Origin of the sequence: Myxococcus sp. XM-1-1-1 (genome assembly GCF_020037095.1) — a bacterium.
Lineage (GTDB): Bacteria > Myxococcota > Myxococcia > Myxococcales > Myxococcaceae > Myxococcus > Myxococcus fulvus.
Map to the genome: position 1 here is coordinate 29,937 of NZ_JAIQDH010000037.1, position 17,970 is coordinate 47,906.

The 17,970-nt window shown below is 71.8% G+C and carries 15 protein-coding genes; 11 read left to right on the forward strand and 4 right to left on the reverse strand.

The window, feature by feature from the left end:
• Nucleotides 1-268: 268 nt before the first annotated feature.
• Nucleotides 269-2,023, forward strand: coding sequence for a chromosome condensation regulator RCC1 (locus tag K8640_RS40190; protein ID WP_223751909.1), 1,755 nt, complete (start codon nucleotides 269-271; stop codon nucleotides 2,021-2,023).
• The gene (locus K8640_RS40195; protein WP_223751910.1) at nucleotides 2,020-3,489 is read left to right on the forward strand and encodes a di-heme oxidoredictase family protein; all 1,470 of its coding nucleotides are present in this window, start codon (nucleotides 2,020-2,022) and stop codon (nucleotides 3,487-3,489) included. Before K8640_RS40190 ends, K8640_RS40195 begins: the two co-directional genes overlap by 4 nt.
• A 1-nt stretch (nucleotide 3,490) precedes the next feature.
• On the opposite strand, the gene K8640_RS40200 is transcribed toward K8640_RS40195, so the two are convergent.
• Complete coding sequence (locus tag K8640_RS40200) at nucleotides 3,491-5,473, reverse strand: ATP-binding protein (protein WP_223751911.1); 1,983 nt, start codon at nucleotides 5,471-5,473, stop codon at nucleotides 3,491-3,493.
• A 741-nt stretch (nucleotides 5,474-6,214) separates the two neighbouring features.
• On the opposite strand from K8640_RS40200, the gene K8640_RS40205 reads away from it, so the two are divergent.
• Nucleotides 6,215-6,664, forward strand: coding sequence for a Fur family transcriptional regulator (locus K8640_RS40205; RefSeq protein WP_141332778.1), 450 nt, complete (start codon nucleotides 6,215-6,217; stop codon nucleotides 6,662-6,664).
• 142 nt (nucleotides 6,665-6,806) lie between these two features.
• Here the strand turns inward: K8640_RS40205 and K8640_RS40210 are convergent, their stop codons facing one another.
• On the reverse strand, nucleotides 6,807-8,114 hold the full coding sequence (locus tag K8640_RS40210; protein ID WP_223751912.1) for a serine protease: 1,308 nt from the start codon (nucleotides 8,112-8,114) through the stop codon (nucleotides 6,807-6,809).
• 290 nt (nucleotides 8,115-8,404) lie between these two features.
• On the opposite strand from K8640_RS40210, the gene K8640_RS40215 reads away from it, so the two are divergent.
• The 3 genes from K8640_RS40215 to K8640_RS40225 all read left to right on the forward strand — a co-directional run bounded on the left by K8640_RS40215 (nucleotide 8,405) and on the right by K8640_RS40225 (nucleotide 11,235).
• The gene (locus K8640_RS40215; protein WP_046716766.1) at nucleotides 8,405-8,782 is read left to right on the forward strand and encodes a response regulator; all 378 of its coding nucleotides are present in this window, start codon (nucleotides 8,405-8,407) and stop codon (nucleotides 8,780-8,782) included.
• A gap of 138 nt (nucleotides 8,783-8,920) precedes the next feature.
• Nucleotides 8,921-9,475, forward strand: coding sequence for a hypothetical protein (locus K8640_RS40220; protein ID WP_223751913.1), 555 nt, complete (start codon nucleotides 8,921-8,923; stop codon nucleotides 9,473-9,475).
• A gap of 191 nt (nucleotides 9,476-9,666) precedes the next feature.
• On the forward strand, nucleotides 9,667-11,235 hold the full coding sequence (locus K8640_RS40225; RefSeq protein WP_223751914.1) for a hypothetical protein: 1,569 nt from the start codon (nucleotides 9,667-9,669) through the stop codon (nucleotides 11,233-11,235).
• A gap of 79 nt (nucleotides 11,236-11,314) precedes the next feature.
• Here K8640_RS40225 and K8640_RS40230 read toward each other — a convergent pair whose 3' ends face one another.
• Complete coding sequence (locus tag K8640_RS40230; protein ID WP_255653859.1) at nucleotides 11,315-12,466, reverse strand: PAS domain-containing sensor histidine kinase; 1,152 nt, start codon at nucleotides 12,464-12,466, stop codon at nucleotides 11,315-11,317.
• Nucleotides 12,467-12,822: 356 nt separating this feature from the next.
• Here K8640_RS40230 and K8640_RS40235 point away from each other — a divergent pair, with 356 nt between their 5' ends.
• A complete protein-coding gene (locus K8640_RS40235; protein WP_223751916.1) occupies nucleotides 12,823-13,725 on the forward strand; it encodes a metallophosphoesterase in 903 nt (300 codons plus the stop codon).
• Between the two features lie 43 nt (nucleotides 13,726-13,768).
• On the opposite strand, the gene K8640_RS40240 is transcribed toward K8640_RS40235, so the two are convergent.
• Nucleotides 13,769-14,212 (reverse strand): DoxX family protein, encoded by a 444-nt coding sequence (locus K8640_RS40240; RefSeq protein ID WP_046716769.1) that lies wholly within the window; start codon nucleotides 14,210-14,212, stop codon nucleotides 13,769-13,771.
• Nucleotides 14,213-14,410: 198 nt separating this feature from the next.
• On the opposite strand from K8640_RS40240, the gene K8640_RS40245 reads away from it, so the two are divergent.
• Genes K8640_RS40245 through K8640_RS40260 form a run of 4 tightly spaced genes read left to right on the forward strand, consistent with a single transcriptional unit; the run spans nucleotide 14,411 to nucleotide 17,922 of the window.
• Nucleotides 14,411-15,313 (forward strand): transporter, encoded by a 903-nt coding sequence (locus K8640_RS40245; RefSeq protein WP_223751917.1) that lies wholly within the window; start codon nucleotides 14,411-14,413, stop codon nucleotides 15,311-15,313.
• Between the two features lie 4 nt (nucleotides 15,314-15,317).
• The gene (locus K8640_RS40250) at nucleotides 15,318-16,061 is read left to right on the forward strand and encodes a hypothetical protein (RefSeq protein WP_223751918.1); all 744 of its coding nucleotides are present in this window, start codon (nucleotides 15,318-15,320) and stop codon (nucleotides 16,059-16,061) included.
• Nucleotides 16,058-17,365 carry an ATP-binding protein gene (locus K8640_RS40255; RefSeq protein ID WP_223751919.1) on the forward strand — a complete coding sequence of 436 codons (1,308 nt, stop codon included), beginning with the start codon at nucleotides 16,058-16,060 and terminating at the stop codon, nucleotides 17,363-17,365. Before K8640_RS40250 ends, K8640_RS40255 begins: the two co-directional genes overlap by 4 nt.
• Complete coding sequence (locus K8640_RS40260; RefSeq protein WP_223751920.1) at nucleotides 17,362-17,922, forward strand: response regulator transcription factor; 561 nt, start codon at nucleotides 17,362-17,364, stop codon at nucleotides 17,920-17,922. Before K8640_RS40255 ends, K8640_RS40260 begins: the two co-directional genes overlap by 4 nt.
• The last annotated feature ends 48 nt before the right edge of the window (nucleotides 17,923-17,970 follow it).

Sequence of the window (17,970 nt, forward strand, 5' to 3'; positions counted from 1 at the left end):
GCGAGCCCTCGGACGCCCCCACGCTTCCCGAGTGGATGGGCACCCTGCCCCCAAAGCTCCGCGTACCCCGACTTCAGCCCCACTCCGTGGAAGCTGAAGCACTTCACCGGCTTTCCGGCAGGTGCTTCTCCCTCGGGAAATCCCCGGGAGCAAACGCCAAATTGAGCCGCCGGCCGCTTGCGTGCCCCGAGGTGCGAGGGGTATGAGCCCGGGCACTTTCTGACTCTGCAAATCAATCTCAATAAAACCCAACAAACCAGGAGTCCTGATGAAGTCCCGAGCCTGTGTCCTCGCGCTGGCGGCCGTGTGGCTGGCGGCGTGTGGGTCGGATGTGGAGACCACGCCCGGCATCCCCGTGGCGCCGTACGTCCAGCTGCACTCGCACGTCTCCGGCGCCAGCGCCGAGAGCGCGCAGGTGAAGCTGCAAGGCTCGGTGAGCGCGCCGGGAAGGCTCGCGGAGCTCACCGCGCGGCTCAACGGCGGCGAGCCGCGCGCGGTGGAGTTCCAGACGAGCACGCCCACGAGCGCGAGCTTCACGCTGGAGCTGACCCTGGAGGAGGGCGACAACGACATCACCCTGGCGGCGGTGGACCAGACGGGCGCGCGCACGGAGCGCACGCTGGCGCTGCGCTTCGACGAGGCGCCGGTGGTCCAGGTCCGCTCGCCCCGCGAGGGCGTGGCCACCACGGTGCGGCGGATGCACGTGGAGTTCACGGCCACGGACAACGTGGCGGTGACCCAGCTTGCGTACACGCTCAACGACGGCACCGAGCAGGCGCTCACGCTGCCGGCCACCGCGGGCGAGCCGGTGTCCTTCGAGGTGACGCCGCGCGCCGGCCGCAACACCGTGGTGCTGCACGCCCGGGACGCGGCGGGCAATGAGGCCGAGCAGGCGGTGTCGTTCCACTTCGGCCAGCTTGCCTCGGCCGGTGGCCTGCACAGCGGCACGCTCAAGAACGGCCGCGTGTACACGTGGGGCCGCAACAACCGGGGCCAGCTGGGCCTGGGGGACGACGTGCGCACGGACCAGACCCAACCCCAGCCGGTGCCGGGCCTGGAGAACGCGACGGCCATCGCCTTCAACCAGAACTTCGCCATGGCGCTGACGGCCGACGGCAGCGTGTGGTCCTGGGGCGAGAACAACGACAGCCAGCTGGGCCTGTCCACCCCGCCCTCGGGCGAGACGCCGGGCACCCCCGACGTCACCCCGCGCTACGTGGCGACGAGGATTCCCAACCTGACGGGCGCGGTGTCGGTGGCGAACGGCTTCCGCCACGCGCTCATCCTGATGGAGGACGGCACGGTGCAGAGCTTCGGCAACAACGCCAACGGCCAGCTGGGCGACGGCACCACCGTGGCGCGCGGCTACCCGATGCCGGTGCAGGGCCTGACGAACGTGGTGAAGGTGCTGGGCGGCTCCATGCACTCGGTGGCGCTCAAGGCCGACGGCACCGTCTGGGTGTGGGGCCGCAACGACTACGGCAACCTGGGCACGGGCGTGGTGGACGGTGACAGCCACCCGCTGCCTGGCCAGGTCCCGGGAATCACCGACGTGGTGGACATCGCCAACGGCCGCGACCACATCCTCGCGGTGCACAAGGACGGCACCGTGTCCGCGTGGGGCCTGGACGCCACCGGCCAGCTGGGCACGGGCGCGCTCAGCGCGGGCGGCGAGAGCGCCACCCCGGTGAAGGTGAAGGGCGTCACCGACGCGACGGCCGTGTTCGCCAACGGCAACTACAGCTTCGCGCGCCGCGAGGACGGCTCGCTGTTGGGCTGGGGCTCGAACTTCAACGGCCAGCTGGGCATCGGCATCAAGGAGACGAACGAGCTGGAGGCGCGCGCCTCCTCCGGGACGCTGACGCCGCTGACGGCCATGGGCATGGGCGCCACCCACGTCATCGCCGTGCGCGAGGACGGCTCGGTGTTCGCCTGGGGCTGGAACCTCAACGGCTCGCTCGGCCCGGACGGCGTCATCGACCGCTGGTCCTACACCGACCCCATCCCGGTCCCCCTGCCGTGAAGCACGCCGTCGGTCTGGGTCTGTTGTTGGCGCTCCTCGGGGCCGCCGCCGCGTGCGGTGACTCCGGGGCCCCGCCCTCCATCACGCCTCCGGGTGAGCCGCCCCTAGAGCCGCCTCCTCCCGAGCCGCCCCCTCCGCCCCGCTTCGACGTGGTGGAAGCGGGCGAGGACCACCCCGGCGGAGCCACCAGCGTGACGGTGACGGGCGCGGGCGCCTTCACCCAGCCGGCGGCCAACCTCGGCCTGGCCCGGCGCGCCGAGTTCTTCGTGGGCGAGTCCGTCTTCGAGGCGGACTGGGTGCGCGCGCCCAGCACCTCGCAGCAGGACCGGGACGGCCTGGGCCCGCTGTTCCACTCCGTCTCGTGTCTCGCCTGCCACCTGGGCAACGGCCGCGGCCGTCCGCCCGAGGGCGACGAGGTGGCGGACACGCTGCTCGTGCGCCTGTCCATCCCGGGCACCGGCCCCCACGGCGAGCCCGTGCCCGAGCCCACCTATGGAGACCAGCTCCAGCCCCGGGGCATCCCCGGCGTGCCCGCGGAGGGACAGGCACGGGTGGAGTGGACCGAAGTCTCTGGCACCTTCGCGGACGGCGAGCCCTACACGCTCCAGTCCCCCACGCTGGTGCTGACGGACCTGGCCTACGGGCCCCTGTCGGCGGACACGATGATGTCCGCGCGCGTGGCCCAGAACATGGTGGGCCTGGGCCTGCTGGCGGCCATCCCCAACGAGACGCTGCTGGCGTGGGCGGACCCGGACGACGCGGACGGCGACGGCGTGTCCGGCCGGGTCAACCGCGTGTGGAACGGGCGCACGAACCGCGTGGCGCTGGGCCGCTTCGGGTGGAAGGCGAACCAGCCGGACATCGAGCACCAGAACGCGTCCGCGCTGCTGGGCGACCTGGGCCTCACCACCACGCTGTTTCCAAAGGACACGTGCACCCAGGCGCAGGCCGTGTGCCTCGCGGCGCCCCACGGCGGTGAACCCGAGGTGACGGACCGGCAGCTGACGGCGCTCGACTTCTACTCGCACACGGTGGCGCTCCCCACGCGCGCGGGCGTCGACGACGCCCGGGTGCTCCAGGGCAAGGCCGTGTTCCACCGCGTGGGCTGCGCCAGGTGCCACAAGCCGTCGGTCACCACCGGCACGCTGGAGGGCTACCCGGAGCTGTCCGGGCAGCTCATCTGGCCGTACTCGGACCTGTTGCTGCATGACCTGGGAGAGGGGCTCGCGGACGGACGTCCGGACTTCCTCGCCAGCGGCCGCGAGTGGCGCACTCCGCCCTTGTGGGGCCTGGGCCTGACGCGGACGGTGAGCGGACACTCGCGCCTGCTGCATGACGGACGGGCGCGCACGCCGCTGGAGGCCGTGCTGTGGCACGGGGGCGAGGCCGAGTCCTCGCGCGAGCAGGTGAAGGCGCTGTCGCGCCAGGAGCGCGAGGCGCTGGTGGCCTTCCTCGACTCGCTCTGAGTCAGGCGCGGGCGACGGGGGGGCCGCCCAGGGGCAGGCGCACGCGGAACGTGGAGCCCTCGCCGGGCGTGCTGTCCACGGACACCTGACCGCCGTGCGCCTCGACGATGCGGCGCAGGCGGTACAGGCCCAGCCCCAGGCCGCCGTAGTGCCGCACCGGCACCGCGCGCTCGAAGCGGCGGAACAGCCCGTCCACCCGCTCCGGGGAGATGCCGATGCCGTGGTCCTTCACCACCAACGTGGCCGTGGCGTCCTGCTGCTCCAGCGCCACCTCCACGGGGCGGCCCGGGCCGAACTTCATCGCGTTGGACAACAGGTGGCGCACCACCTGCCCCAGCCGGGCGCCGTCCCACCGGCCCGGCGTGGGCGGCATGGGCCCGAGCACCAGCTCACACCCCGCTCTCGCCGCGGCCGGCTCCGAGCGCGTCACCGCGTCGCGCACGACGTTGGACAGGTCCACCACCTCCAGCTGCAGCCTGGGCGGTCCGCCCTGCGCCTGGGACACGTCCAGGAGCGACTCCACCAGGTCCGACATCCGCTGCACCTGACGGTCCGCGGCCTCCAGCGCGCGCTCCAGCCGCGGCGCCGCCTGGGCCGCGCCCAGCATGCGCAGCGCCCCTTGCGCGCCCTGCACCCGCAAGCGCAGCGCGGCCAGGGGCGTTCTCAGCTCGTGCGCCGCCACGCTGAGGAAGTCGTCGCGCACGCGCACCGCCTCGTTCGCCTCGCGGTAGAGCCGCAGCTGCTCCGTCACGTCGCCGATGATGCCCGCCATGCGCACCGGCCGGCCCTGCTCGTCGCGCAGCGCGCGCCCCCGTCCCACGCACGAGCGATAGCCGCCCGTGGCGTGCCGGAGCCGGAAGGCCACGTCGTACGGCGCCCCGCGCTCCAGGTGCTCCGTCATGGCCGCGAGCACGCCGGCGCGGTCCTCCGGGTGGAGCAGCTCCACGAAGGCCTCGTGCGTGCCGGCGAACGTCCCGGGCGTCAGCCCCAGCATCTCCAGGAGGCGCGGGCTCCAGTACAGCGTGCCCCGCCGCAAGTCCCAGTCCCAGATGCCGTCGTAGGAGCCCTCCACCACCAGGCGGAAGCGCTCCTCGCTCTCGCGCGTGCCGCGCTCCGCCTGCTCGAGCAGCCCCACGCGCCGCTCCAGCTGGCGCACCATCCGGTACAGGTGGTCCTCGGTGTTCAGCTCCAGCGCGGGCCCCACCGGCGGCGCGGGCCCCAGCGGCGTGGGCGGCCCGGCCTTCAGCGCGCGCAGCAGCACGCCCACCAGCTCGTCCCCGTCCTGCGCGCGGCGCACGAAGCCGTTGGCGCCCACGTTGTGGGCCATGCGCAAATCCAGCTCGTCCGGCGTCAGCGCGTGCGTGAGGATGAGCGGCACGCGCGCGAAGCGCGACTCCTGCCTGAGCGCCATGCACAGCTTGTAGCCGTCCATGCGCGGCATCAGCGCGTCCGCCAGCACCACGTCGGGCCGCCGCCTCCTCGCGACCTCCAGCGCCTGCATCCCGTCGTCCGCGGACACCACCCGGAAGCGGAAGGGCACCATCATCAACTGCAACAGCTTGCGCGACACCGGGTCGTCGTCCGCCACCAGCACCAGCGGCCGCGCCTCCGGGGGGCCCTCCTCCGGCACCACGCGTCGGACCTTCTCCACCAGCCCGCCCAGGGACAGGGGCCGCCAGAAGAAGCCGGTGAGCGGCAGCGCCAGCCTGCGCACCACCTCCTCCTCGGCGGGGAAGGCGCGCACGTACAGCCCCACCGACGCCGCCTCCAGCGCGCCGCGGAACGCCTCCAGCGCCTCCCTGCCCGCCGCCAGCACGCCCGCCGCCGCCACCACGAGCAACACCGGCTGCGTCTGCATCAGCGAGGCGGCCGCCGCCACGTCCGCCAGGGCCACGACCTGCCATCCCTGGCTCTCCAGCGCGAGCACCTGGAGCTCCCGGGCCACACTGGCTTCTTCGATGAGCAGGAGACTGGGCTTCGTCACGGCGAGGGGGACCCGGAGACACGAGCAACAGGGCCTGTCGAGGCCCCGACGGAACGACAAAGGCGCAAGTGTGGGCACTCATCGCTCCCAGTCAAGGAGCGCGGGATGGACTGTTCGCCGGTCCAACACCCGCCGTCGCCCTCCAGGCGACCCCAGGGGGCCCTCCCCTCCTCTTCCCAGCGGACGCCTGCGACAAGAACACCTAGGATGCTTTTACAACTTAGATACGAGATGAAGCCCCGCCCGCCACCCCGCCCCCGCGCCACCGCCCGCCCCCCGGCCCCCCGCTCCGCTCAGCCGGGGCCATCGCGACGAGCCCGGGCCCGGCCGCACCCACCCGGTCGCCGTGCTCGGGGCACCGCGTCACCGGTGACTCATGAGTTGCAACTGCACCCTGGAATCACTGGACTCCCGGACACCTCGCCGCGCGCGGGGAGGCCCTGGGACACCTGGCGGAAACTGTCGTGCGCCGGACACCCCCGCGCCGGTTCGCGACGCTGGCGTGGCCACTCCACCGCATCCGGGGTCCACCGACGTCCAGGCGTGACTGACCGGAAGTCGGGAAGCGCGGTGAATCATTACGCACAAGGATTGCACCAGTATCCTGGACTCCTGGTGCTCACTCTCGTATCCAGGAGTCTGGGGGGACCCGGCGGGCAAGCCACTCCAGTCCTCGAGGCCGGACGTCGTACTCCGGGCGAGGTGAAAGTGTCCCGCAGATGGGTTATGCGAAAAGACATCATGGGAGCAAAACGAATCGCCGTGCAGCCGAAGCTCGCTGATTTCCAGGAGAGGATCCGCGCGTCGGGTCTGCGCAGCACCGCGCCCCGCGTGGCGGTGCTCCGGGAGCTGGAGTCGGCCACCGCGCCAATGAGCCACGCCGACCTGGTGGATGCACTGGGTGACGAGGGCTATGACCGGGTGACCATCTACCGCAACCTCACGGACCTCACGGAGGCCGGGCTGGTGGTGCGCGCGGACCTGGGAGACCACGTGTGGCGCTTCGAGCTGCGACGCTCGGGCGACGAGCACAGCGGCAACCACCCGCACTTCACCTGCACCGACTGCGGCACCGTCGCGTGTCTGCCGGAGGAGTCCATCCGCATCGCGTCCTCCAAGGGCGTGCCGCGCGCGGTGGCCCAGAAGAGCGTGGACGTGCAGCTGCGCGGCCTCTGCGACCGCTGCGCCTGAAGGACGTCCCCCGCGCCGCCACGCGCGCTGGCCGGGATGAAACACGAACGCCCGGGCCCTCCCGACTCCTGCAAGAGGGACGGCCCGAGCGTGTGACACGCGGCACGGGCGCTTGCTGGCCCCGTGCCCCTGAGACGGCGGACTACTGGATGGTGTACGCCACCGTGCCGCTGCAGCTGTTGCTGGAGTAGCAGCCCGCGCGGATGGTGTACGTGCCCGCCGTGGTGGCCGTGTACGAGAAGAACGACAGCGTGCCGCAGGAGTCGTCGTTGCTCGCCACCGACGTGCCCGCCGCGTTGCTCAGCCGCAGGTAGGTGTCACCCGTGCCGGAGGCGCCGCTCACCGAGCAGGTGCCCACGCGAATCGTCTGGCCCGCCGCCAGCGTCACCGCGCGGTTGGTGGTGTTCTGCTGCGCGTTGTTGGTGTTGGACGCGGTGAAGGTGAAGGTGGTGGACGGCGGGGGCTGGGTGGTGCCGCACAGCCGCAGGCTGCCGGCCACCGCGCAGTACGCGTTCACCGCGGGACGCACGTAGGTGATGTCCTCGCCGCTGCAGCCCGTCTCCGTGCACGTGTTGACGATGCGGCAGCTGCCGCTCGACACGTAGTCCGTCTCGCCGCGCACCAGGATGCCCGCCACCGTGTAGCCGGTGTTCTCGTACACACCCGAGCCGGAGTTGCCACCGAAGGTGTCCGTGGTCGCGATGAAGTAGTCCAGCGAGCCCGCGCGCGCGTCGCGCACCTTGCCGCCCGAATCAATCTTGAACGGGATGCCGCTGCCCGAGCCGATGACCGTCACGCCCGTGCCCACCGGCAGCGCGGCGTTGCCGGCGCGGATGGGCGCGGGCACGAAGCGCGGCGTGGCGGCGCGGTCCAGCTTGATGATGGCGTAGTCCAGGTTGGGCGTGCCGCTGGTCTGCTGGCGCACCACGATGGACTGGCAGGAGAAGATGTCCGCGCTCGTCACCTGCTTGAGCGTGGTCGCCGCCGTCTTGTAGAAGTTGAACACCACGCGCGTGCTGGTGCAGGCCGAGGCGCTGGTGATGCAGTGTCCGGCCGTCAGCACCAGGTCGTCATCGATGAGCGTGCCGGAGCAGAACGCCGGCGTCAGGTCGGTGAGGAAGCGCTGGTTGGAGCACAGGTTGTACGCCGACTGCAGCGTGGACGCGTTGAACGTCACGTTGCCGTTGCTCCCCACCGTGTAGTCGGACGTCGTCATCAGCGCCACGGTGGACTGCTCGGCGCGCTGGCGCAGCGTCGCGTCCGGGTGCGCGTACACGTCCTGGCGGTCGTCGGTGCCGTACACCACCGGCTGCTGCGTGGTGTCCGTCTGCGGCTGCTCCGGCTGCGGCTCGCCCTGCTGCTCCGGCGCCGGACCGCAGGCCGAAATCGTCAGCGCGCACAGCATCGTTCCCAACAGCTTCCTGCCCGCAACTCGAGACATGGTTCGCATGAGGACTGCTCCCTGGAAATGAGCGCCCGCCTGGGAGGCGGGCCGCCGCCGCCATCTTCACGGCATCCAGGAATACGAGCAAACCGATATAAAAACTGCTTCCGTGTATCTCGATTAAAGCAACTCCATTGCAAATCCCGCACTCCGGGCGGGCGGTGGGGGGGGCAGGCGTCGGCTGGTGAACCGTGATTCACCCCGCCCGGCCGCCGGAAGCTTCCGTCCTGACACCCGCGGCCCCATGGTTGAGGTGGTGTGGGAGCGAGTCGGCCCCGACCAGGGTGGGGAGACCGGTGCAAGCGCTTCAGACACTGCTCGTCGTGGACGACGACCTGGACATCCGGGACGCGCTGCAGGACGCCTTCGAGCTGGAGGGCTACGCGGTGCTGCTGGCCGCGGACGGGCTGGAGGCGCTCGCGCAGCTGCGCCAGCAGGACACGCCGCCGCACCTCATCCTGCTGGACCTGATGATGCCGCGCATGGACGGCTTCGCCTTCCGCGAGGCCTTGCGCCATGACACGGCGCTGGCGGACATCCCCGTCGTCGTGGCCAGCGCGGACCTGCATTTGGAGTCCGCCGCCCGCGAGCTGGACGTGGCCGGCTGTCTGCGCAAGCCCCTGGACCTGCACGAGCTGTTGTCCACGGTGAAGCGGCTGAGCCAGGGCGACTGAAGTCGCCCCTGCTTCGCCCGGCTGCCCTGCGGACGGGCCGCCCCTGGGGCCGTGCAGGGCGGGTTGGCGGAGGGAGGCAGCCTCCCCACCCTTGCTCCCAGAAGTCATCCAACGGACCCAAGGGAGAGGGACGCTCATATGAAGAAGCTCATCGCCACGTTCGCCGTGTGTCTGGGAACCGCCGCCTTCGCGCAGAGCGCACCGGCGCCGTCGCAGACGCAGATTCCCGGCCCGAGCACGCGCGTGGACACGGGCGTGAACGCCACCGACGTGGGCCGCGGCATCAGCGGCGCCACCCGCGAGGCCTCCAACGCGCAAGCACAGGACAACCTCTTCAAGAAGGAGCACTCGCTGAGCCTCAAGGGCACCTTGAAGAAGGCCGACGACGACAGCGTGAACCTGACGCGCAAGGATTTGCCCGACGCCGAGTTGGACGTGAAGGCCCAGACGGTGGTGATGCTGGACGGCAAGAAGGTGCGGGCCGACCAGATTCCGGAGGGCTCCGAGGTGCGCGCGCGCTTCCAGCTGGACGGTGACAACGCCGTCGCCGTGGAGCTGCGCGCCACCAGCCCCAAGGGCACGGGCGGCTCCGGCGCCGTGGACACCATGAAGAAGGACGCCAAGAAGGCCGGCGACAAGGTGGAGGAGGCCGGCGAGGACGTGAAGCAGGACGTCGACGACGCCGTGCACTGAGTCCGGGCGCCGTCGCCCGAATGACAGTCTCACGGGCCCGCTCCCTTCCGGGGGCGGGCCTGGTCATTTCCAGTGCCACGTCACGCCGCCCGGGTGCCCACGGTGGGAAGCCCGCTTCCCTCTTTCCATGACGGTGCATGTGCGCAAGGGCCGGTACGCCGCTTGCTCCACACCGGGGACGGGAGGAAGCGGTGATTCGACGACTGTTGGGCGCGTGTGTCGGTGTGGCGGTGATGATGACGGCGGTGGCCTGCGACAGCTCGGACGGCACCGGCAAGGGGCCGACGGATGGCGACGTCCAGGCTCCTCCGGATGACGCGGGCACTCCGGACGCGGGGGATGGAGGCACGGACCCGGTGCCCGACGCGGGCAGCGGCGATGGCGGCACGGACCCGGTGCCCGACGCGGGCAGCGGCGATGGCGGCACGGACCCCGTGCCGGACGGCGGCGTGCCCACCACGCCCGAGGGCCCGTGGCCCACGGACGCGCTGACGGACTACTCGTCGAAGTACGGCATCCCCAAGGTCGCCTCGGTGGGCGTGGACGGCGCGCACAACATCTGGGTGCTGGATGGGGACCGCATCGGCGTGCTGCGCGCGGACACGCAGAAGCTCGTGTGGACGAGCCAGCCCGTCGGCCAGGCCAGCCTGGGCTTCGGCTCGGAGCCGCACCAGCTGGCCACCGGCTCCACCGTCATCTGCGGCGGCAAGGCGGGCGAGGCGTACGTGGGCTACCTCACGTACGACAACGTGCCGGGAGGCCAGCGCATCGCCGGCCGGGGCGAGGCCGACTTCGACGAGGCGCGCTACTTCGAGTTCCAGAAGGGCGACATGGACCTGGTGCAGCTCAACGGCGACGGCACGGACATCGTGCTGCGCGAGCACCTGTACCGCTCGGTGGGCACCAGCCGTCCCAGCCGCAACGAGGCCATCGGCATCCGCAACAGCAACGACTTCCACTACGACGAGGACCGCTCCGTCCTGTCCTGCATGCGGGTCATGAAGGGCCCGTACGAGGGTGAGGTCTATATCGGCACCAACCACGGCGTGACGCGCATCCGCGACCTCGAGTACAGCAGCCACCGCCACCCGGCCTGGTGGCTGCTCACCCGGACGCCGCACCCGACGGACCCGAACCAGGAGGTCGTCAAGGAGTCGCAGCGCGCGGGCTTCACCTACGGCCTGGGCTACTCGCAGGCCGGCGAGCTGCTCATCGCCAACGACTGGAAGATTGGAATCCTCCCGCCCAACAAGGAGCTCAAGTGGTGGGACCGGGAGAAGCACGAGGCGGGCATCCCCGAGGGCACGGAGCTGTCCATCTACCGGCTCAACACCTTCGTGGACCCCGTCAACCCGGGCCCCGAGGACAGGCGCTGGGAGGTCGCCCCGCAGAACCGCTGGCGCGGCTTCCAGCAGACGACGGACGGCCTGTACTACGTGGCCGGGCTCGGCAGCGGCCTGTGGCAGTTCAAGGCCGAGCCCACGCGGCACGACCCGACCAAGAGCGCGGACACCGACTACGTCCGCATCGACGGCGCGGGCACGGACCGCTACACCGCGCTGGCGGCCACCGACGACGGCTCGCTCTTCGTGGGCACCGAGGGACGCGGCCTGTGGCGCCTGACGCCGCAGAAGCAGCTGGAGAAGGTCCCGGGCGTGGGCGGCTCCAAGGTGCAGCAGCTGGTCTACGACCCGCGCGTGACGCCCAGCGCGCTGTACGTCCTGGTCGACGGCAAGGTGTACGTGCTGCGCGGGCACTGAAGACGCGCTGGAGCGTGAGGCCGTGACGGCGGGCGCCTTCCGGACACTCCGGGGGCGCCCGCTGGCGCTTTCGCGCAAGTCAGCGGGCCCGGCTCGCCGAGGCGCCCTGCGCGGTGGCCGCGCGGGGCTGGGTGGGCAGCCGCAGGATGAAGGTGGAGCCCTGACCCTGCGCGGAGCGCACGGTGATGCTGCCGCCCATGGCCTCCACGATTTGGCGGGTGATGTAGAGCCCCAGGCCCAGGCCGCCGTAGTGGCGCTCGGAGACGGCGCGCTCGAACTTGCCGAACAGCCGCGCCATGCCGTCCTCGGAGATGCCGATGCCGTGGTCCTTCACGGCCAGCACCGCCATCGTGCCCTCGCCCACCAGCGACACCTCCACCGGGCGGCCCGCGCCGTACTTGGCCGCGTTGGAGAGCAGGTTCACCAGCACCTGCTCCACGCGCAGCGGATCCCACTGCCCGGGCAGCGTGCCGGAGACGTGCACGGACAATTCGCAGCCGGCGCGGGCGAACTCCTCCGAGAAGGCGTCCACCATCTGCCGCACCACCTGCACCAGGTCCAGCTCGCGCGGCTCCAGGCTCAGCTTGCCCGCCGCCACGCGCGACACGTCCAGCAGCGTGTTCACCAGGCTGCCCAGCCGCGACAGCTGCCGCTCCAGCACCTGGCCCCGGGGCGCCAGCTCCTGGCCCAGCGCGGGCTGCGCGCCCGCCACCTGACGCAGCAGGAGCTGCAGGTGCAACCGCATGCTGGTCAGGGGCGTCCTGAGCTCGTGGGCGGCCACGCTGAGGAACTCGTCGCGGGCGCGCACCGCCTCCTGCGTCTCGCGCAGGGCCTGCTCGCGCACGGCGCGCTCCCGGGCCGCGCCCGCGTCACGCTGGGCCTCCACGCGGCGGCGCTCGGTGAGGTCCTCCACGTAGAGGCACGCGGCGATGACCACGCCGTCGCGGCGCACCGGGTGGTAGCTGGCGCGGAAGACGCGCGTGCGCTCCACGCCGCCGCCCGGCTCGCGGTGGATGATTTCGACGCCGTCCAGCGGCTCGCCCGTCTCCAGCACGCCGCGCACGCGGCGCGAGGTGTCGCCGAGCGAGGAGTGGGGGTTCATCACCTCGTCCATGTGGCGCCCGAGGTGGGCCTCGCGCGGCCGGCCGTTGAGGGCCGCGAGCGTCTCGCTGACCTCCACGAAGCGCAGCTCCCGGTCCACCACCGCCATGCCCACGGGCATGGTGGACATCAGGTCCGCGAGGCAGACGGCGCCCGGACCGAGCGATGCATTCCGCGGTCTCTCACCGGCTGGCATCGTCACATCCGGGCCGAGATCAGGGGCCACTCCAAGCCGGGGGCTCATCGTCCTCGGCTGTGTACCAACGTCGCTGGACGCCGTCACCGCTCGCCCCCTGGCCGTGTGTCCAATGGTGGAAGAAAGCTCCCACGCTCGTCCGGAATCTTCCTCGAATCCTTGGGGTTTTTCCCTCACCCCGTGAGCCGGCCGACAGGAGGGCAGGCGTGCGCGGGACACCTGCTTCAACCCACCTCCCCTGGCTTCGTAGAATCGCCGTCCCTCCCCGGCCCGGAAAGGAACCGCACCGCATGCGCTTGAGACGTCTGGCCCGCCGTCGCCCCGCCTCCCCGTCCAGTGAGTCCCCCCTGGAGCCCGTCGCCGGAGGACGCAACGAGGTGGTGGCCTGGAGCGGCGCGGACCCACTGCGTCCCGAGCGACGCCTGCGCTGGAGGGACCACTTCTCCCTCACGGAGAACCTGCTCCACCTGCCGCACCTGACGGGCCACCATGACGGCCTGCGCGTGGCGCAGCTGTCCGACGTGCACGTGGGTCAGGCCACCAGCGACGTGCGCATCCGCCGCGCGGTGGAGGCCGTCAACGCGGAGGCCCCGGACCTGGTCTTCCTCACCGGCGACTACGTCACCCACAGCCCCAAGCCCCTGCCCCGCGTGCGCGACGTGCTCAGCGGCCTCAAGGGCCAGGTCTTCGTGGTGCTGGGCAACCATGACCACCAGGTGAACGCGCCCTACCTGCGCGAGAGCTTCGAGCGGCTGGGCTACACCGTCCTGCAGAACGAGCACCGCGTGGTGCACGTGAAGGGCGCCCCGGTGACGGTGCTGGGCGTGGACGACGGGCGCACGGGCCGCGACGACGTGGAGGCCACGTTCCGGGGCGCGCCGGAGTCCGGCACGCGGCTGGTGCTGGCCCACACGCCGCCCACGGTGGACAAGCTGCCGGCGCACGCGGGCCTGGTGCAGTTCTCCGGGCACACGCACGGCGGCCAGTTCATCGTGCAGGGGCTGACGGAGGCCATCTTCCGCCGCGCGGGGCAGCCCTACATCCGCGGCCACTACCACGTGAATGGCAACCAGCTGTACGTGAACCGGGGCCTGGGCTTCGGCTTCGGCGGGCCGTACCTGCGCCGGGGCAGCGAGCCGGAGGTCGCGTTCTTCACCCTGCGCGCCCAGGCGCACGTGGCCGTGGCCAGCTGAGCGGGTCTCTTGAGCGCGCGCGGGCCCGAGAGCCTTCGCGCGCTCAGTGCCTCAACGGGGAGCCCAGCCGTCCACCGCCCAGGCCGCTCTCCTGTCGTCCTCCGCGCCGGAGGCTGAAGGGGCCCGAGCCGAAGTAGACGATGAAGAGCGCGCCTCCCGCCATGGAGAGGTTCTTCATGAAGTGGATGAGCTGATCCTGCGCCTGCACCGGGTCCGCGACGAGCCAGAAGCGGTGGACCATGAAGGCGGCCGTCACCAGGAAGATGGCGATGGCCGCGGCCCCCAGGCGCGCGAGCACACCGAGCAGCACCGACAGCCCCCCGAGCACCAGCGCCGCGCCGGACACCAGCACCGCCCAGCGGGGCTCGGGCACGCCCGCGTTCTGGGCCACGGTCGTCAGCGCGTCGAGCTGGATGAAGTGGTTCAAGCCGCTGGTGATGAAGATGGCTGAGAACAGCAATCGAGCAAGCGGCACGAGCACTCCCATGGATGGCCTCCTGTGTCCCACCAACGCCGGGGCGTGGAAGTCATTCTCAACCTGCCCATGACTTCCCGCGGGGCAGCCGGCGCCCGGCCTCCTGCCTGCCCTCCTTCGGGCCCTGGGGGCCGCCGCCTTGTGTCCCGGACAGCTGCGACAACACGCCACACGCGGGGGGCGGGCCGGGGGCGTAGGGTGCTCCTCGTCGTGAAAGCCCCACTCTCCCTCCTGTCCTCCCTGCTGGGCGCGGTGCTGGCCCTCGCGCCCGTGTCGTCCGCCTGGGCGTGTGCCACCTGTGCGTGTGGCGACCCCACGCTCATGTCCATGGGCACCGAGCAGCCGTTCTCGGGCCGGCTGCGCTTCTCCTCCACCCTGCGGGGCTGGGGGCACACGGTGGGACAGGACAACGTGGACGCGCTGCGGCTGCGCGAGGCGCGCATGGACGTGGCGGTGGCGTACGCCCCCCTGCCGTGGCTGTTCCTGTCGGCGACGCTGCCCCTGCAGGCGCGCGAGGTGCGCTCGGTGAGCCTGGCGCGCGAGCGGGGCTGGGGCGTGGGCGACGTGGAGCTGACGGCGAAGGCGTTCCTGTACCAGGACCGCGCGTTCTCGGCGGACCACCTCTTCAGCGTGCTCGTCGGCGTGAAGCTGCCCACCGCGCCGAAGCTGCGGCTGGAGGACGGGACGCTGATGGACCTGGACACACAGCTGGGCAGCGGCTCGGTGGACCCGCTGGCGGGGCTCGCGTACCAGCACTTCCGGGGGAGCTGGTCGTTCCTGGTGAGCGCCACGGGCTTCCTCCCCACGCGCGGCATCCTGGGCTACCGGGCGGGCGCGTCGGTGCGCACGACGATGGCGGCGCAGTACCAGCCGGCGGAGCGGTGGGCCCTGCGGCTGGGGCTCGACGGGCGCATCGAGGCGGCGGCGGACATCGATGGAGAGAAGGAGGAGAACGGCGGGGGCGTCATCGGTTATGCGTCTCCCGACATCCTCTTCAGTCCTCGGATGGACCTGGTGGTGGCCGCGGGTGTGCGGGTCCCCTTCTTCAACCGGCTCCGCGGTCGCGTGGCGCCCACTCCCATCGCGATGCTGTCCGTCGCGTACGACCTCTGACGCCATGGCCTCTGTCGTGAAGCCGTTCGTGCTGCTCGTGTGTCTCACCGGCTGTGGTGGCGGGGAGCGCATCGAGGGGATGCAGTTGAGCCTGGGGCTCACCACGGGCCGCGCGCGGAGCGTCCCGGAGGCGGCGGGGGCTCGCACGCTCGTCACGGACGAGGGAGCTCGCGCCACACTCGCCAGGGCACTCGTCACGCTGGGCAGCGTGGAGCTGTTCAGGTGCGAGGAGACGGGCCTGCGTCAATGGCTGCGGGCGCTGTCGCCGGTGGGCACGGCGTGGGCGCACTCGACGACGAACGCGCTGCGGCTGGGCACGCCGCACGTGGTGTCCCTGGGTGAGTCGGACGGCGCGGTGGTGGCGCTCGGGGTGCTGCATCCTCCGCCGGGGCGCTACTGCCGGGCGCGGCTGACCTTCGAGCCGGCGGACTCGGACGCGGAGGGCCTGGGCGCGGCGCTCCAGGGCGCGCGGCCGGTGGACATGCTGGGGTTGAGCCTGCATGTCCGCGGGACGCTCGAGGACGGTGAGGCGCGCGACTTCGAGTTCGAGACGCGCGGGCGCTCGTCGGTGGACGTGGTGTTGGATGGGGTGGAGCTGTCGGAGGCCTCGCCGAGGGCGGAGCGGGTCTTCACACTGGCGTGGGATTCGTGGCTGGATGGCGTGGGCCCCGGCGAGTCGCCGCGCAACGTGGACATGCTGGGCAACGTGGCCCGGTCCGCCTCGCTGCAACCTCCTGTCGTGCCATGACGCCTCCTGTCGCCAACGAGCCCGCCTCTCGCGCCCGCATCAACCTGGAGTGGCTCTTGCGGCTGCGCTGGGGCCTGCTGCTCGGGCAGGCGCTGGTCATCGCGCTGGCGGCGTACGGGCTGGAGCTGGCGCTGCCGGTGCCGGTGCTCGCGGGGCTGTTGGGGTTGGAGGCCGCGACGAACGTGGCGGTGCGCGCGTGGCTCGGCCGGGCCCGGGTGAGCGAGGCCACCATCGGCAAGCTGATGCTGTGGGACACGCTGGTGCTCACGGGCCTGCTGGCGCTCAGTGGTGGGACGCACAACCCCTTCACGACGCTGTACCTGGTGAACGTGGCGCTGGGCACGGTGCTGCTGCCGGCGCGGTGGATGTGGGGGTTGTTGGGCTTCACGTTGACGGCGTTCGGCTCGCTGTTCGTGTTGCAGGACGTGGAGCTGGTGCCGGGGCTGTCGCGTCCGGACCACGCGGCGCTGATGCGGCTGCACCTGAGCGGCATGTGGGTGGCGTTCGCGGTGGCGGCGGGCTTCATCGTGTACTTCGTGCAGCGGGTGACGCGGGCGCTGGAGGAGCGCGAGGAGGAGCTGGCGCAGGCGCGCGTGCAGCATGCGCGGCGGGAGAAGGTGGCCTCGCTGGCGACGCTGGCGGCGGGCGCGGCGCACGAGCTGTCGACGCCGTTGTCGACCATCGCGGTGGTGTCGAAGGAAGTGGAGCGGGCGCTGGCGTCGGCGGGGACATCCGAGGCGGTGCGCGAGGACCTGAGGCTCATCCGGCAGCAGGTGGACCGCTGCCGCGACGTGCTGGTGCAGATGTCCGCGGACGCGGGACAGACGACGGGCGAGGCCTTCCATTCGATGGCGCTGGGCAGGCTGGTGGAGGACTCGCTGGCGGAGCTGTCGGGCGTGGAGCGGGTGAAGGTGGAGCTGCCGACGGAGCTGAGCGGGCGGTGGGTGCAGGGGCCGCCGCGCGCGCTGGCGCGGGTGGTGCGCGGGTTGGTGAAGAACGCGCTCCAGGCGTCGCCTCCGACGAAGGCGGTGGAGCTGCGGGTGGTGGAGGGCCAGGGCGGCGCGAGGCTGGAGGTGCGCGACGGTGGCGCGGGGATGCCCGCGGATGTGTTGGCGCGCGCGGGGGAGCCGTTCTTCACCACGAAGGCGCCGGGCGAGGGCATGGGCCTGGGGTTGTTCCTGGCGCGCACGCTGGCGGAGCAGCTCGGAGGTTCGCTGGAGCTGCGCTCCACGCCGGGGCAAGGCACGGTGGCGAGCCTGGCGCTTCCGCTCGGTGCGCCCGTCGTCACGGAGGCGGCGTCATGAGCACCACGGTGGGTGATGGCCACCACCCGAGCCTCCTGCTCGTGGACGACGACGCGACGCTGCGCGAGCGGCTCGCGCGGGCGTTTCGTGAGCGCGGCTGGGAGGTGACGACGGCGGGCGACTACGACGAGGCGCTGGCCGCGGCGAAGCGCGAGTCCCCCGAATACGCGGTCGTGGACCTGCGCATGCCGGGACGCAGCGGGCTGGAGGTGGTGAAGGACCTGCTCGCCGTGGACGCGTCCACGAAGGCCATCGTGCTCACGGGCTACGGGAGCATCGCCACCACGGTGGACGCCATCCGCCTGGGCGCGGTGAACTACCTGCCCAAGCCCGCGGACGTGGACGACATCCTCGCCGCCTTCGCACGCGCGAGCGGTGAGCCCTCGCTCGCCGCGCCCGAAACCTTCGAGGCACCGTCACTCGCGCGAGCGGAGTGGGAGCACATCCACCGCGTGCTCGCGGACTGCGCGGGCAACATCTCCGAGGCCTCGCGCAAGCTCGGCATCCACCGCCGCTCGCTCCAGCGCAAGCTCCAGAAGTACCCGCCCGCACGCTGACGCGCCTCACACGCGACGCGAGCTCGGCCCTCCAGCACAAGCCGCAGA